At 38.5% G+C, this 14,386-nt stretch carries 12 protein-coding genes; 11 read left to right on the top strand and 1 reads right to left on the bottom strand.

Going from position 1 to position 14,386, the window contains the following annotated elements; genetic code table 11:
• Position 1: 1 nt before the first annotated feature.
• Genes R4Z10_RS13825 through pyrE form a run of 6 tightly spaced genes read left to right on the top strand, consistent with a single transcriptional unit; the run spans position 2 to position 7,322 of the window.
• Positions 2-1,099, top strand: coding sequence for a carbamoyl phosphate synthase small subunit (locus tag R4Z10_RS13825; protein ID WP_338469882.1), 1,098 nt, complete (start codon positions 2-4; stop codon positions 1,097-1,099).
• Entirely contained in the window at positions 1,086-4,298 is a 3,213-nt protein-coding gene (carB, locus tag R4Z10_RS13820; RefSeq protein ID WP_338469881.1) for a carbamoyl-phosphate synthase large subunit, read from the top strand. The genes R4Z10_RS13825 and carB overlap by 14 nt, the downstream gene beginning before the upstream one ends.
• Positions 4,295-5,074: a dihydroorotate dehydrogenase electron transfer subunit gene (locus tag R4Z10_RS13815; protein WP_338469880.1), complete on the top strand. Its 780-nt coding sequence runs from the start codon at positions 4,295-4,297 to the stop codon at positions 5,072-5,074. The genes carB and R4Z10_RS13815 overlap by 4 nt, the downstream gene beginning before the upstream one ends.
• Positions 5,071-5,982, top strand: a complete 912-nt coding sequence (locus R4Z10_RS13810) for a dihydroorotate dehydrogenase (RefSeq protein ID WP_338469879.1) — start codon at positions 5,071-5,073, stop codon at positions 5,980-5,982. The genes R4Z10_RS13815 and R4Z10_RS13810 overlap by 4 nt, the downstream gene beginning before the upstream one ends.
• 1 nt (position 5,983) lies before the next feature.
• Positions 5,984-6,694, top strand: coding sequence for an orotidine-5'-phosphate decarboxylase (pyrF, locus tag R4Z10_RS13805; RefSeq protein WP_338469878.1), 711 nt, complete (start codon positions 5,984-5,986; stop codon positions 6,692-6,694).
• 4 nt (positions 6,695-6,698) lie between these two features.
• Positions 6,699-7,322, top strand: a complete 624-nt coding sequence (pyrE, locus tag R4Z10_RS13800) for an orotate phosphoribosyltransferase (RefSeq protein WP_338469877.1) — start codon at positions 6,699-6,701, stop codon at positions 7,320-7,322.
• A gap of 43 nt (positions 7,323-7,365) precedes the next feature.
• Here pyrE and R4Z10_RS13795 read toward each other — a convergent pair whose 3' ends face one another.
• Positions 7,366-9,081 carry an NFACT RNA binding domain-containing protein gene (locus R4Z10_RS13795; RefSeq protein WP_338469876.1) on the bottom strand — a complete coding sequence of 572 codons (1,716 nt, stop codon included), beginning with the start codon at positions 9,079-9,081 and terminating at the stop codon, positions 7,366-7,368.
• Between the two features lie 349 nt (positions 9,082-9,430).
• Here R4Z10_RS13795 and R4Z10_RS13790 point away from each other — a divergent pair, with 349 nt between their 5' ends.
• From R4Z10_RS13790 to rpoZ, 5 genes are all read left to right on the top strand, one after another.
• Positions 9,431-12,109, top strand: coding sequence for a calcium-translocating P-type ATPase, SERCA-type (locus R4Z10_RS13790; protein WP_338469875.1), 2,679 nt, complete (start codon positions 9,431-9,433; stop codon positions 12,107-12,109).
• A 155-nt stretch (positions 12,110-12,264) separates the two neighbouring features.
• A complete protein-coding gene (locus R4Z10_RS13785; protein ID WP_338473245.1) occupies positions 12,265-13,140 on the top strand; it encodes a YicC/YloC family endoribonuclease in 876 nt (291 codons plus the stop codon).
• Between the two features lie 61 nt (positions 13,141-13,201).
• Positions 13,202-13,462 carry a DUF370 domain-containing protein gene (locus R4Z10_RS13780; protein WP_338469874.1) on the top strand — a complete coding sequence of 87 codons (261 nt, stop codon included), beginning with the start codon at positions 13,202-13,204 and terminating at the stop codon, positions 13,460-13,462.
• Positions 13,463-13,469: 7 nt separating this feature from the next.
• Entirely contained in the window at positions 13,470-14,084 is a 615-nt protein-coding gene (gene gmk, locus R4Z10_RS13775; protein ID WP_338469873.1) for a guanylate kinase, read from the top strand.
• Between the two features lie 4 nt (positions 14,085-14,088).
• Complete coding sequence (rpoZ, locus tag R4Z10_RS13770) at positions 14,089-14,313, top strand: DNA-directed RNA polymerase subunit omega (RefSeq protein WP_338469872.1); 225 nt, start codon at positions 14,089-14,091, stop codon at positions 14,311-14,313.
• Positions 14,314-14,386 lie beyond the last annotated feature (73 nt).

Genomic DNA, 14,386 nt, shown 5'->3' with positions numbered 1-14,386 from the left:
GATGAAGAAAAAGCTCATTTTAGAAAATGGAACGGTATTTGTAGGGGAAACATTTGGAAGTGAATCAACAGCATTTGGAGAGGTAGTATTTCATTCAGGTATGACAGGTTATCAAGAAATCTTGTCAGACCCAACTTATTGTGGCCAGATTGTAGTGTTAACCTATCCATTAGTAGGTAATTATGGCATAAACCGGGATGATTTTGAATCAATTACACCAGCAATCAATGGGTTGATTGTAAAAGAAGCTACAGATTTTCCCTCCAACTGGCGCAGTGAGATGACATTGGATGAATATTGTAAAATGAAAAATATTCCAGGAATAGCGGGAATTGATACACGAAAGTTAACAAGAATCATCCGCGATCACGGGACATTAAAAGGAATCATTTGTCATTTTAATGAAAAAGATCAGGATGTACTAGAAAGGATTCGCGCAACAGAGATTCGTCATGAACAAGTAAAGCAAGTATCTACAAAAACGGCTTACCCAAGTCCTGGACGAGGCAGAAGAATTATTGTGGTAGATTTTGGGATGAAGCACGGTATCTTAAGAGAATTGAATGAGCGTGGTTGTGATGTCGTCGTTGTTCCTTATGATACGAGTGCAAATGAAATCCTTCAATTAAATCCAGATGGAATCCTGTTAACAAACGGACCAGGAAATCCGAAAGACGTCACAGAAGGAATTCAAATGATTAAAGAGGTTGTTGGGAAAGTTCCGTTATTTGGGATTGGATTAGGTCATCAACTTTTTGCGCTTGCTTGTGGTGCAGAGACAATTAAAATGAAATTTGGTCATCGTGGCTCTAGTCATCCTACGAAAGACTTATTAACTGGAAAAGTTTTATTTACTTCACAAAATCACGGATTTCTAGTGGATGCAGATTCAATAACAAATACAAGATTAGAAATCACACATATTGCTTTAAATGATGGAACGGTTGAGGGTTTAAAACATAAAGATTTTAACGCTTTTTCTGTTCAATTCCATCCAGAAGCCTCACCAGGATCTGAGGATGCGGTTTCTTTATTCCATCAATTTATAGAAATGATCGAAATTGCTAAACAGGGGGAAACAACTCATGCCAAAGCGTAATGATATTAATAGCATTTTAGTAATTGGATCAGGACCAATTGTAATCGGGCAAGCAGCGGAGTTTGACTATGCCGGCACTCAAGCATGTATTTCGTTAAAGGAAGAAGGCTACCGTGTTATTCTTATTAATTCAAACCCGGCTACCATTATGACAGATACGGAAATTGCCGATAAAGTCTATATTGAACCATTAACACTAGAGTTTGTATCTCAAATCATTCGGAAGGAAAGACCAGATGCTCTGTTACCAACATTGGGTGGTCAAACAGGCTTAAACATGGCAGTTGAATTAGCTAATTCTGGTATTCTTGATGAATGTGGTGTAGAAATTCTTGGAACAAAGCTCTCAGCTATTCAAAAAGCCGAGGACAGGGATTTATTCAGAAACCTTATGAATGAATTAAATGAACCGGTTCCAGAAAGTGAAATTATTCATAATCTTGATGAAGCCTATGCATTTGTTGAAGAAGTGGGGTATCCGGTCATTGTTCGTCCTGCATTTACACTTGGGGGAACAGGCGGCGGAATTTGTAATAATGAAGAAGAATTAATTGAAATTGTCGCTAGTGGATTAAAGTACAGCCCGGTCACACAATGTTTATTAGAAAAAAGCATTGCGGGTTTTAAAGAAATTGAATACGAGGTAATGCGGGATTCAAATGATAATGCGATCGTTGTCTGCAGCATGGAAAACGTGGATCCAGTGGGGATTCACACCGGTGATTCCATCGTAGTTGCACCTACACAAACACTTAGTGACCGTGAATATCAACTTCTTCGCAATGCATCACTAAAAATTATTCGTGCTCTTGAAATTGAAGGGGGCTGTAATGTTCAACTAGCCCTTGATCCATACAGCTATGATTATTATGTCATTGAGGTAAATCCACGTGTTAGTCGTTCATCTGCTCTTGCATCTAAAGCAACAGGTTACCCGATCGCTAAATTGGCAGCCAAAATTGCTGTTGGTTTAACATTAGATGAAATGATGAACCCTGTTACTGAAAAAACGTATGCAAGCACCGAACCAGTTGTTGATTATATCGTAACAAAAATCCCACGTTTTCCTTTTGATAAATTTGAATCTGCGAACCGTTTATTAGGAACACAAATGAAAGCGACTGGAGAGATTATGGCGATTGGCCGTACTTTTGAAGAATCACTGTTAAAAGCAATCCGATCATTGGAAAGCAATACACACCATTTTGAACTGCTAAATGGTGAAGCGTTCAGTGATGAAACAATTGAAAAGCGGATTCGCAACGCCGATGATGAACGTTTATTTATTATAGCAGAAGCTATGAGACGAGGCATTGGCTTTGAACAAATTCACGAATGGAGTCAAATTGATCGCTTTTTCCTTTATAAAATGGAAGGGATCATCAAACTTGAAAATGATTTAGCACAGCATCCATTTGATCTTGAATGGGCTAAAATAGCAAAGAAAAAGGGTTTCTCAGATGTAGCAATGGCTAAAATATGGAATACGACAGAAAAAGAAGTTTATGATTGGCGATTAAAAGAAGGGATTATCCCTACATATAAAATGGTTGACACTTGTGCGGCAGAGTTTGAATCAAATACCCCATATTTCTATGGTACGTATGAAGATGAAACTGAATCGATTGTGACAGATCGAGAAAGTGTGATCGTATTAGGCTCTGGTCCTATCCGTATCGGTCAAGGGGTCGAGTTTGACTATGCAACTGTCCATTCCGTATGGGCAATTAAAGAAGCAGGTTATGAAGCGATTATTATCAACAATAACCCTGAAACAGTATCAACCGATTTCAGTATTTCAGATAAACTTTATTTTGAACCACTGACATTAGAAGAAGTAATGCATATTGTTGAATTGGAAAAACCTTTTGGTGTCGTCGTTCAATTTGGAGGGCAAACAGCGATAAACCTTGCAGCAGGTCTTGTTGAAAGAGGCGTGAAAATTTTAGGTACATCTTTAGAAGATTTAGATCGAGCAGAAGATCGTGATAAATTTGAACAGGCATTAGTTGAAATGGATGTCCCAATGCCAAAAGGAAAGACAGCCTTATCTGTTGAAGAAGCCTTAAAAATTGCTGATGATATTGGATATCCAGTACTTGTGCGTCCATCTTATGTACTAGGTGGGAGAGCTATGGAAATTGTTCACAAGCAAGACGAATTGCTTCATTATATGACGAATGCAGTCAAAATTAATCCGGAACATCCTGTACTGATTGACCGATATTTAACGGGTAAAGAAATTGAAGTAGATGCGATTTGTGATGGAACGGACGTTGTAATCCCTGGGATCATGGAGCATATTGAACGTGCTGGTGTACACTCAGGTGACTCGATCGCTGTTTATCCGCCACAAAGCTTATCTGATGAGATCAAACAAAAGCTAATTACGTATACGGAGAAATTAGCAAAAGGGTTAAACATTATTGGACTCTTAAATATTCAATATGTAATTAGTAACAATGAAGTGTATGTCCTTGAAGTTAACCCACGTTCAAGCCGTACCGTACCATTTTTAAGTAAAATTACAAACATACCTATGGCAAAGGTTGCTACGAAAGCCATTTTAGGGCAATCATTAAAGGAACAGGGGTTCAAAACAGGGCTCGCTCCAGAACAAGCTGGCGTCTATGTAAAAGCACCGGTATTTTCTTTTGCTAAGCTTCGAAATGTTGATATTTCACTAGGACCAGAAATGAAATCAACTGGTGAAGTGATGGGGAAAGATTATACAGTCGAAAAAGCACTCTATAAAGCCTTAGTAGCATCAGGGATTCAAATTCAAAGCTTTGGCACGGTATTACTTACTGTTTCAGATAAAGATAAAGAAGAGGCCCTTCAACTTGCCAAGCGATTCTCCGCAATTGGTTATCGCTTAATGGCTACAAAAGGAACAGCAACATATATACAAGAAGCTGGAATTCCAGTAAGTGTTGTCGGTAAGATCGGCACAGATGGTCCAAATCTTTTAGATGTTATCCGGAACGGAGAAGCGCAATTTGTTATTAATACGTTCTCCAAAGGAAAACAGCCAGAACGAGATGGTTTCAGAATTCGCCGTGAAGCTGTTGAAAATGGTGTACCATGTCTAACATCGTTGGATACCGCTGCAGCGATTTTGCGAGTCATTGAATCTATGAACTTTTCAACTGAAGCGATGGAACAACCAAATGTAACAGGGGAGGCCGTACTATCATGATAAAAAAAGATCTCTGTACGGTTGTTTCCCAAAATCAAATTGCAGATTCCATTTTTGAGCTCACCTTAAAAGGTGAGCTTGCCTTGCAAATGAATGAACCAGGTCAGTTTGTCCATATTAAAGTGTCAAGCGGTATGGATCCTCTTTTACGCCGTCCAATATCAATTGCAAAAATAGATAAAGATCAACAAAAATTTACGATGATTTATCGAGCTGAAGGTCATGGGACAAGTATGTTGGCTCAAAAAAACGCAGGGGATCAAATCGATATTCTAGGTCCTCTCGGACATGGATTCCCGTTAGAAGAGACAGATGCTAGTGAAACGGCACTATTGGTTGGTGGGGGAATTGGGGTTCCGCCTCTATATGAATTGTCTCGCCAGCTTGTAAAAAAAGGAGTTAACGTTATCCATGTTTTAGGGTTCCAAACAAAATCAGCTGTTTTTTATGAAAGAGAGTTCGCAGAGTTAGGGGAAACCTATATCGCTACTGCAGATGGTTCCTATGGTACAAAGGGGTTTGTCACAGATGTGATTGCTGATAAAGGATTAGACTTTGATACTCTTTATTCCTGTGGTCCAACACCAATGCTTAAAGCCATTGAAACGAATTACGCTCACAAAAAAGTTTTTCTATCCTTAGAAGAAAGAATGGGCTGTGGAATAGGTGCTTGTTTTGCATGTGTGTGTCATACAGCTGATGATCAAACCGGTCACACATATAAAAAGGTTTGCAGTGACGGTCCTGTATTTCGGGCAGGGGAGGTTGTACTATGAGTATGCTAGATGTAAAGTTGCCTGGACTAAATCTTAAAAATCCGATTATGCCTGCTTCAGGTTGCTTTGGGTTTGGACGTGAATTTGGACAGTTATATGATTTAAGTGAACTTGGAGCAATTATGATTAAAGCGACAACAGTGGAGCCGCGGTTTGGAAATCCGACACCGCGAGTTGCAGAAACTCCTGCAGGAATGCTAAACGCGATTGGCTTGCAAAATCCGGGATTAAAACAGGTGTTAGCTGAGGAGCTACCGTGGTTAGAGCAATATGATGTTCCGATTATCGCCAATGTTGCCGGAACAACGGACGAGGATTATGTAGAAGTAGCAAAAGAAATTTCAAAAGCACCGAATGTACAGGCGCTTGAATTAAACATTTCATGTCCGAATGTAAAAAAAGGCGGTATTACCTTTGGAACGGTTCCAGAGGTAGCAAAAGGGTTAACCGAAAAAGTGAAAGCTGTTTCTGAAGTTCCTGTTTATGTTAAACTTTCACCAAACGTTACCGACATAGTCGAAATGGCAAAGGCTGTTGAAGCAGGTGGAGCGGATGGGATTACAATGATTAATACCCTCGTTGGAATGAGACTTGACATTAAAAATGCCAAGCCGGTTATTGCTAATAAAACTGGTGGATTATCAGGTCCTGCTGTTAAACCAGTTGCGATTCGCATGATCCATGAAGTGAGTCAAAGAGTAAATATCCCAATCATCGGTATGGGTGGAATTCAAAATGCTGAAGATGTGATTGAATATTTCTATGCAGGTGCTAGTGCTGTTGCTGTCGGGACTGCAAATTTTGTCGACCCATTTGTGTGTCCAACCATTATTAAAGAACTTCCCGAGCTATTAGATAAACTTGGATTTGACCATATCTCACAATGTACAGGAAGGAGCTGGAAATAAAATGCAAAGTTCGGTCATAATTGCTCTTGATTTTCCTTCCAAATATGAAGTATTGAAATTTTTAAATACATTTAATGAAGAAAAGCTGTTTGTTAAAGTCGGAATGGAACTTTTTTATCAAGAAGGACCATCAATTATTTATGAGATTAAGGAGAAGGGTCATGGAATCTTCCTTGATTTAAAATTGCATGATATTCCCAACACTGTGAATAGTGCCATGAAAGGGTTAGCTAGTCTTGGCTGTGACCTTGTAAATGTGCATGCTGCTGGTGGGCAAGAAATGATGGAAGCAGCATTGGAAGGGTTAGAAGCTGGTGTATCAGGGGGAGCTAAGCGACCTTTATGTATTGCTGTTACCCAATTAACCAGTACATCTGAGGAACAGATGAAACGCGAGCAACTAATAGGCGTTCCTCTTCAGGAATCTGTTTTACATTATGCAACACTTGCAAACAAGTCCGGTCTTGATGGAGTAGTATGTTCATCCCATGAAGTCAGTATGATTCGTGAAACAATTGGAAATGAATTTTTAACAGTGACTCCTGGAATTCGTCTAAAAGATGATGCGGTTGGTGATCAAAAGCGGGTGGCAACTCCCGAATTAGCAAGAGCAGCAGGAGTTTCATATATGGTTGTCGGCCGATCGATAACAAGATCAGGCGATCCAATTGGGAGTTACCGAAAGTTTATTAGAGCATGGGAAGGTGTTTGAGGGAATGAAAAAAGAAATTGCAGAAAGTTTACTAGAGATAAAAGCTGTTACTTTGAGACCGAATGAACCATTTACGTGGGCATCAGGAATCAAGTCTCCTATTTATTGTGATAATCGTTTGACTTTATCCTATCCAGAAATTAGAAAAAAGATTGCTAAAGGCTTAGCCCATTTAATTAATGAACAATTTCCCGGTACAGAATTGGTAGCAGGGACTGCAACGGCTGGAATTCCGCATGCTGCTTGGATTAGTGATGTATTAGATTTACCAATGTGCTATGTTCGTTCGAAGGCTAAAGGACATGGAAAAGGAAATCAAATTGAAGGAAAAGCGGAACTAGGCCAAAAAGTGGTAGTAGTAGAAGATTTAATTTCTACAGGTGGAAGTGTGATTACTGCTGTACAAGCATTAAGAGAAGCGGGTTGTGAAGTATTGGGGGTTGTATCGATCTTTACATATGAGCTTGAAAATGGTCGCCAACAATTAAGTAATGCGGATGTAACAGCTTATTTTTTAACTGATTTTTCTACGCTTGTTGATGTTGCTAGTGAAAAAGGCTATATTGAACAAAAAGATTGGGATAAATTAATGGAATGGCGGAAAAACCCATCCCAGTGGGGGAATTAGAAAAAGTGCAAGTTTTTACTTGCACTTTTTTTGAACTTAAATTCTAAGACTTATGCGCTTTCAATTGAAGTACAACTTCTTCATCAGGCGTTACATATACCGTTTGTTGGTGATCATAAATAACAAATCCTGGTTTTGCTCCAGATGGTTTTTTTACATGGCGGACTTTCGTATAATCTACCGGTACAGAACTAGAGTTGCGGGCTTTACTATAATACGCTGCTAAATGGGCGGCTTCGTATATCGTATGCTCCGACGGATCTTTACTACGAATGACGACATGTGATCCTGGAATATCTTTTGTGTGAAGCCATATTTCATCACGTGCTGCTAACCGGTTTGTTAAATAGTCATTTTGTTTATTATTCTTCCCGACAATTATTTCCGTTCCATCAGTTGCATAATAATGTTCTAATGTTAACTTCATTCCACTCGTTTTTTTTGCTTGTTTTCTTAGTTTTTTTCGTAAATAACCTTCTTCTATTAATTCTTGGCGGATTTCTTCAATGTCTTTTGGAGAAGCCGTTTCAATCTGTTGAAGAAGACCTTCAAAATAATAGACTTCATCTCTCGCCTTTTCTATTTGTTTTTCAATAATTTCAAGAGAGTTTTTGGCCTTTTGATATTTAGTGAAATAGCCTTGGGCATTTTCTGCTGGTGTTTTTAATGGATCAAGTGGAACAACAATTGTTGAGCCATTTTCATCATAATAATTGATTACTTCTATTTTTTCCATGCCTTTTTGGACATTGTACAAATTAGCGGTTAATAATTCACCATATAGTTGATATTTTTGTGCCTCATGTGCTTCTTTTAATGTTTCTTGAAGCTTGATAATCTTTTTTGCATTTTTCTCTTTTTCATTGATGACTAAGCGCTCGACATCACTAGCATGCTGTTTTACACGATCCCGTTCTGCTTTTCCAAAAAAGTATCGATCTAACATCAGGCTCAAGGACGGGAAACATTTCGCTTCTATTGAAATGGACTCTAGCGGAAATAAATAGAAGTTTTCCTTTGTTTCCTTTTCCATGATGGCCGGCTGATAGTCATGTCTATTAATTCTATCCATGATGGACATAAAGGCAGGTGGAATACTGTTCCGATTAGCCAGACCGGCCTGATAGGTGATCTCACGAGCTAATAAAGGGGATACTCCTGCATATTGACTGACCATTTGTTTGTCAATTCTTCCAGCATTAAAATCAAGCCTTTTTAGTAGATCGGTTTCATCTGCTTGAAAAGGGTTTGTTTTATGTTGTTCGGGTGGAAAAATATAAGAATGCCCAGGAAGTACCGTTCGATATGTATTGACTGCAGCTGAAACATGCTTCACACTATCGAGAATCATATTTGCTTGATCCACTAAAATAATATTGCTGTGGCGTCCCATGATTTCGACGATGAGACGCTTATATGAGGTGTCGCCAATCTCATTTCTCCCTTTTACAGTAAAAATTAAAATTCGCTCAAAGTCAGGCTGCGAAATATCTTCTAAAACATACCCTTCTAGGTGTTTTCGTAATAGCATACAAAACATCGGAGGCTCAGATGGATTTTCATAATCCTCATTTGTAACATGTACCCTCGCGTGGTTGGGATGGGCTGAGAGTAAAAGTTTATGATTTCTTCCTTTTGCTCTAATGACTAAAATAATCTCATTTTTATATGGTTGATGAACTTTATTTATTCTTCCGCCCCTTAAGGAGTCATTAAGTTCTTTGCACATAGCCCTCGTAAATAAACCGTCAAAAGACATACAAAACATCCTTTACTAATAAAGTGAAACTTCCATCAGAAGTGGTTTTCCACTGATGGTTAGTTGAGGCCAGCAAGGTGCTGGTCGGCAGACATTGCCGAAGGCGTAATTAGTCTGCTTTCATTACTTCTGATCTATAATGGCAGTTGATTTCTGCCTAGCTACTCTTAGGTATTTCTTATTATCTCAAAGTAGAGGTCTTACTGCCAGTTAAGATGTAGAAATCTAACTTAAATTTACAAGTTGTTTCGGATAAGTGCAACTATCTTAGCATTTTTTCGGACAAGGGTGAATAAGATTTCCATAGAGTGTTCTGTTATTAAATTATAGAGGGAAGTGAGATGACGGGATGAAGTACCATGAGATGGACAAGAAAGAGGTAATGGAAGCCTTAAATACAGACCTCTCGTCAGGGTTAGCAGGTTCAGATGTCAAAAAGCGTCTGAAGCAATATGGAAAAAATGAACTGGATGAAGGTGAAAAACAATCAGCACTGCTCTTGTTTTTCAGTCAGTTCAAAGATTTTATGGTACTCGTTTTATTGGCAGCAACTTTACTTTCTGGTTTTTTAGGAGAGTACATGGATGCCATGGCGATTATTGCGATTGTGGTTATTAATGCCTTTCTAGGATTTTTCCAAGAAAGAAGGGCTGAGAAATCTCTCCAAGCCTTAAAAGAACTTTCTGCTCCGCAAGTTCAAGTATTGCGAGATGGGAATTGGGTTAAGACACCCTCTAAGGAAATTGTACCAGGGGATGTATTAAAGTTTACTAGTGGAGACAGAATCGGAGCAGATGTTAGATTAATCGAAGTGAATAGTCTTGAAATTGAAGAGTCCGCTTTAACCGGTGAATCTTTACCTGTATCGAAGATTTCTGATTCATTGTCCAGGGACAATATTGGAATTGGCGATATGGAAAATATGGCCTTTATGGGAACAATGGTCACAAGGGGAAGTGGGGTTGGTGTTGTTGTTGGTACAGGAATGAAAACCGCAATGGGTCAAATTGCTGATTTATTGCAAAGTGCTGAATCAATGGAAACACCGTTACAGAGAAGACTAGAACAACTTGGAAAAATATTGATTGTAACTGCCTTGATACTCACGGCTCTTGTTGTAGTCGTAGGAGTATTGCAAGGACATGATTTATATACGATGTTTTTAGCGGGAGTCTCTCTTGCTGTTGCTGCCATTCCTGAAGGCTTACCTGCGATTGTTACGGTGGCATTATCGCTTGGTGTTCAACGAATGATCAAGCAAAGGGCAATTGTACGAAAATTGCCTGCTGTTGAAACGCTTGGATGTGCCTCTGTCATTTGTTCGGACAAAACTGGGACAATGACCCAAAACGAAATGACGGTCACCCATTTATGGAGTGGGGGACAAGTCTGGAATGTTGAAGGAGTGGGGTACGAGCCAAAAGGTTCTTTTTATCAGGAAGAACATCCTGTACAACTAGAGAAGGAAAAGGCTTTACAACAAATGCTTATGTTTGGTTTATTATGTAACCATGCCGAACTAATTCAAAAGAAGAAAGAGTATGCTATTGATGGCGATCCAACTGAAGGTGCATTACTCGTTGCAGGAATGAAAGCAGGATATAATCGGGAAGGGCTGTTAAATGAATTTAATGTCGTTCAGGAGTTTCCTTTTGATTCTACAAGAAAAATGATGACCGTAATTATTCAAGAAGGGAATGGTAGACAATTTGTTGTAACAAAAGGAGCGCCAGACGTTCTAATTGGCAAAAGTGAAGATATCCTTTGGAATGATAAAAAACGGAGACTTAATGGGGAAACAACACAAACCGTTCAGAGTGCAATTAATGATCTTGCTTCACAAGCACTTAGAACGATTGCGATTGGGTTTAAAGAGATTCCAGCCGGAACTGTTATTTTGGACGAAAAGGAAGCGGAAAAAGATTTAACCTTTATTGGGTTATTTGGAATAATTGATCCACCTCGTCCTGAAGTGAAACAAGCAGTAAAAGAATGTAAAGAAGCTGGCATTAAAACGGTTATGATTACAGGTGACCATGTAATCACCGCAAAAGCCATTGCCAGACAACTAGGGATATTAACAAATCATTCGAAAGTACTGGACGGCGAGGCATTATCAAAAATGTCAGTAGAAGAACTAGAAGAGGTTGTTGATGATGTATCTGTTTTTGCAAGGGTTTCACCTGAACATAAACTTAAAATTGTTAAAGCTTTGCAAAATAACGGCCATATTGTCGCGATGACGGGTGATGGAGTAAATGATGCCCCAGCCATAAAAGCGGCTGATATTGGAATTGCTATGGGGATCACTGGAACAGATGTTGCAAAGGAAGCGTCCTCCCTTGTTCTGCTTGATGATAATTTCGCTACCATTAAAGCAGCCATTAAAGAGGGAAGAAACATTTATGAAAACATCCGTAAGTTTATTCGTTATTTGTTAGCATCCAACGTAGGAGAAATCCTTGTCATGTTATTTGCGATGCTTTTAGGATTACCATTGCCGTTAGTGCCCATCCAAATTTTATGGGTCAACTTAGTGACCGATGGCTTGCCTGCGATGGCGCTTGGGTTAGATCAACCTGAGGGTGATGTTATGAAACGAAAACCTAGGAATCCGAAAGAGGGTGTATTTGCAAGAGGATTAGGTTGGAAAGTCGTTTCACGAGGATTTTTAATCGGAGTTGTCACTCTATTAGCATTTATTTTTGCCTATAATAACAATCCAAATGATCTAGTTTATGCACAAACGGTTGCTTTTACTACATTAGTTTTAGCACAATTAATTCATGTATTTGATTGTCGAAGTGAGAAATCAATCCTCTCAAGAAATCCGTTTGGAAATAAATATTTAGTGTGGGCGGTTCTTTTATCATTATTAATGGTTCTAGTTGTGATTTATTATCCACCGCTACAGCCAATCTTCCATACGACCGCGATTTTAGCGAGTGACTGGTTAATGATTATTGGACTTTCTGCCATTCCAACTTTTTTACTAGCAGGGTCATTTTTACTAAGAAAAACAAAATGAAATATGTTATACTTTCTAAGGTAGTAGAAGTCATTCTATTACCTTTTCTTTTTATCATCTTTAATATAGTAAAGAACCAGTTAGAGTGAAAAATAAAACATGGAAAATGTCTTCTGTTTATAGTAATATACAGGAGCAGAATGGATGTGTTATTAATGGTTGTTAGCATGACTGGGTTTGGCAGAAGTAAACGTAGCAATGACTCTTTTTCAGTTACGGTGGAAGTGAAGACTGTAAATCACCGTTTTTCTGAATTTAACATACGTATGCCTCGCCAATTTAATAAAATTGAAGATAAAATAAAAAAGAAACTAAGTGCGTCAATACATAGAGGTAGAGTTGAAGTATTTATCACTGTTGAAGGTGAAGGATTAACAGATCGAAAAGTATTAGTTGACTGGAATTTGCTTGATCAATATGTTGATTCCATTGAAAGAATTAAAGAAAAATACGGATTAGATCATGGATTATCGCTACAGGATTTATTAATGAGTGAAGAGATTATTCTTTTTGAAGAGACAGAGTTGGGAAATGAAGATCTTGAACGGATCGTGCTTGAAGCCATTGAGGAAGCTGCTTTATCTGTTAAGGAAATGCGTGAAGTTGAAGGAAAAGCACTTGAAAATGATATTGTCACACAACTAAAAAGTCTTCAAACGATCGTGGGCAAGTTAACTGAGATGGCACCAGAGGTTGTGAGTCTGTATAGAGACCGCTTAACAAAACGGATTCATGAGTTTGTTGAGAATGGGATTGATGAAGCGAGAATCTTAACTGAAGTCGCGATTTTTGCAGATAAAGCAGATATCAATGAAGAATTGACTCGATTAAATAGTCACATAGAACAATTCCGCTCGATCTTAACATTATTAGAACCGATTGGGCGAAAGCTCGACTTTCTACTACAGGAAATGAATCGTGAAGTAAATACAATTGGTTCAAAGGCCAATGATTCAAAAATTGCTAAAGAAGTCGTAGAAATGAAAAGCATCCTCGAAAAAATGAAGGAACAAGTCCAAAATATACAGTGAAATCCAGTTTAGAAAAGAAATGTAAAGGTGAAACTAATTTATTATTGTGGGAGGGGCATCTATGATCAAGCTGATTAATATCGGATTCGGAAATATTGTTTCTGCAAACCGAATCATCTCCATTGTCAGTCCGGAATCAGCACCCATAAAGCGGATTATTCAAGATGCACGTGATAGAGGCACACTCGTGGATGCAACCTATGGTAGAAGGACTCGTGCTGTTATCATTATGGATAGTGATCATGTGATTTTAAGTGCAGTACAACCAGAAACTGTTGCACATCGTTTAAATGATCGAGATGAAATTATGGATGAGGGGTAGATGCATCATGCTAGAAAAAGGAATATTAATTGTGTTATCCGGGCCTTCTGGGGTAGGTAAAGGAACGGTTAGAAAAGCGATTTTTTCACAAGAAAATACATCATTTGAATATTCCATTTCAATGACAACACGGGCTCCTCGCGAAGGTGAAGTAAATGGCGTGGATTACTTCTTTAAGACGAGAGAGGAATTCGAGAGTCTTATTGAACAAGGGAAATTATTGGAGTATGCAGAATTTGTAGGGAATTACTATGGAACCCCTGTAGATTATGTCAGAGAAACATTGGACAAGGGGAAGGACGTATTTCTTGAAATAGAAGTCCAAGGTGCCCGCCAAGTCCGTGAAAAGTTTCCTGATGGTTTATTTATATTTTTAGCACCGCCTAGTCTCTCAGAGTTGAAGAATCGGATTGTCACGAGAGGCACAGAAACAGAGGACATCATTAATAATCGCCTAAATGTGGCGAAAGAAGAAATTGAAATGATGCACTTATATGATTATGTTGTTGAAAACGATGAAATTGACCATGCAGTAAAAAAAATCAATGCAATTGTTATTGCAGAACATTGTCGCAGAGAAAGAGTGCAGCCAAAATATATAAAAATGCTGGAGGTAAAGTAAAAATATGTTAGATCCTTCAATTGATTCATTAATGACAAAAATTGATAGCAAATATTCGTTAGTATCGGTTGCCGCAAAACGCGCTCGAAAACTACAGACAGGAGAAGCATCTTTATTAAACCGATATATCTCACAAAAAAATGTAGGAAAAGCGCTTGAGGAGATTAATGCGGATAAGTTGTTCTATCGCCTAGCTGAACGAACAGATTTTAGTTCTAGATATGAGTAAAAAGCGTGAAGGGCTGACCTTAGTCAGACCCTTTTCTTTTTAACATACAGTACTATATTGTAAAGGGAGGTTT

The organism is Niallia sp. XMNu-256 (assembly GCF_036670015.1).
Classification (GTDB): Bacteria; Bacillota; Bacilli; order Bacillales; family Cytobacillaceae; genus Bacillus_BD.
The sequence above is the reverse complement of the archived record's forward strand: the minus strand, read 5'-3'. Positions and strand labels throughout refer to the sequence as shown.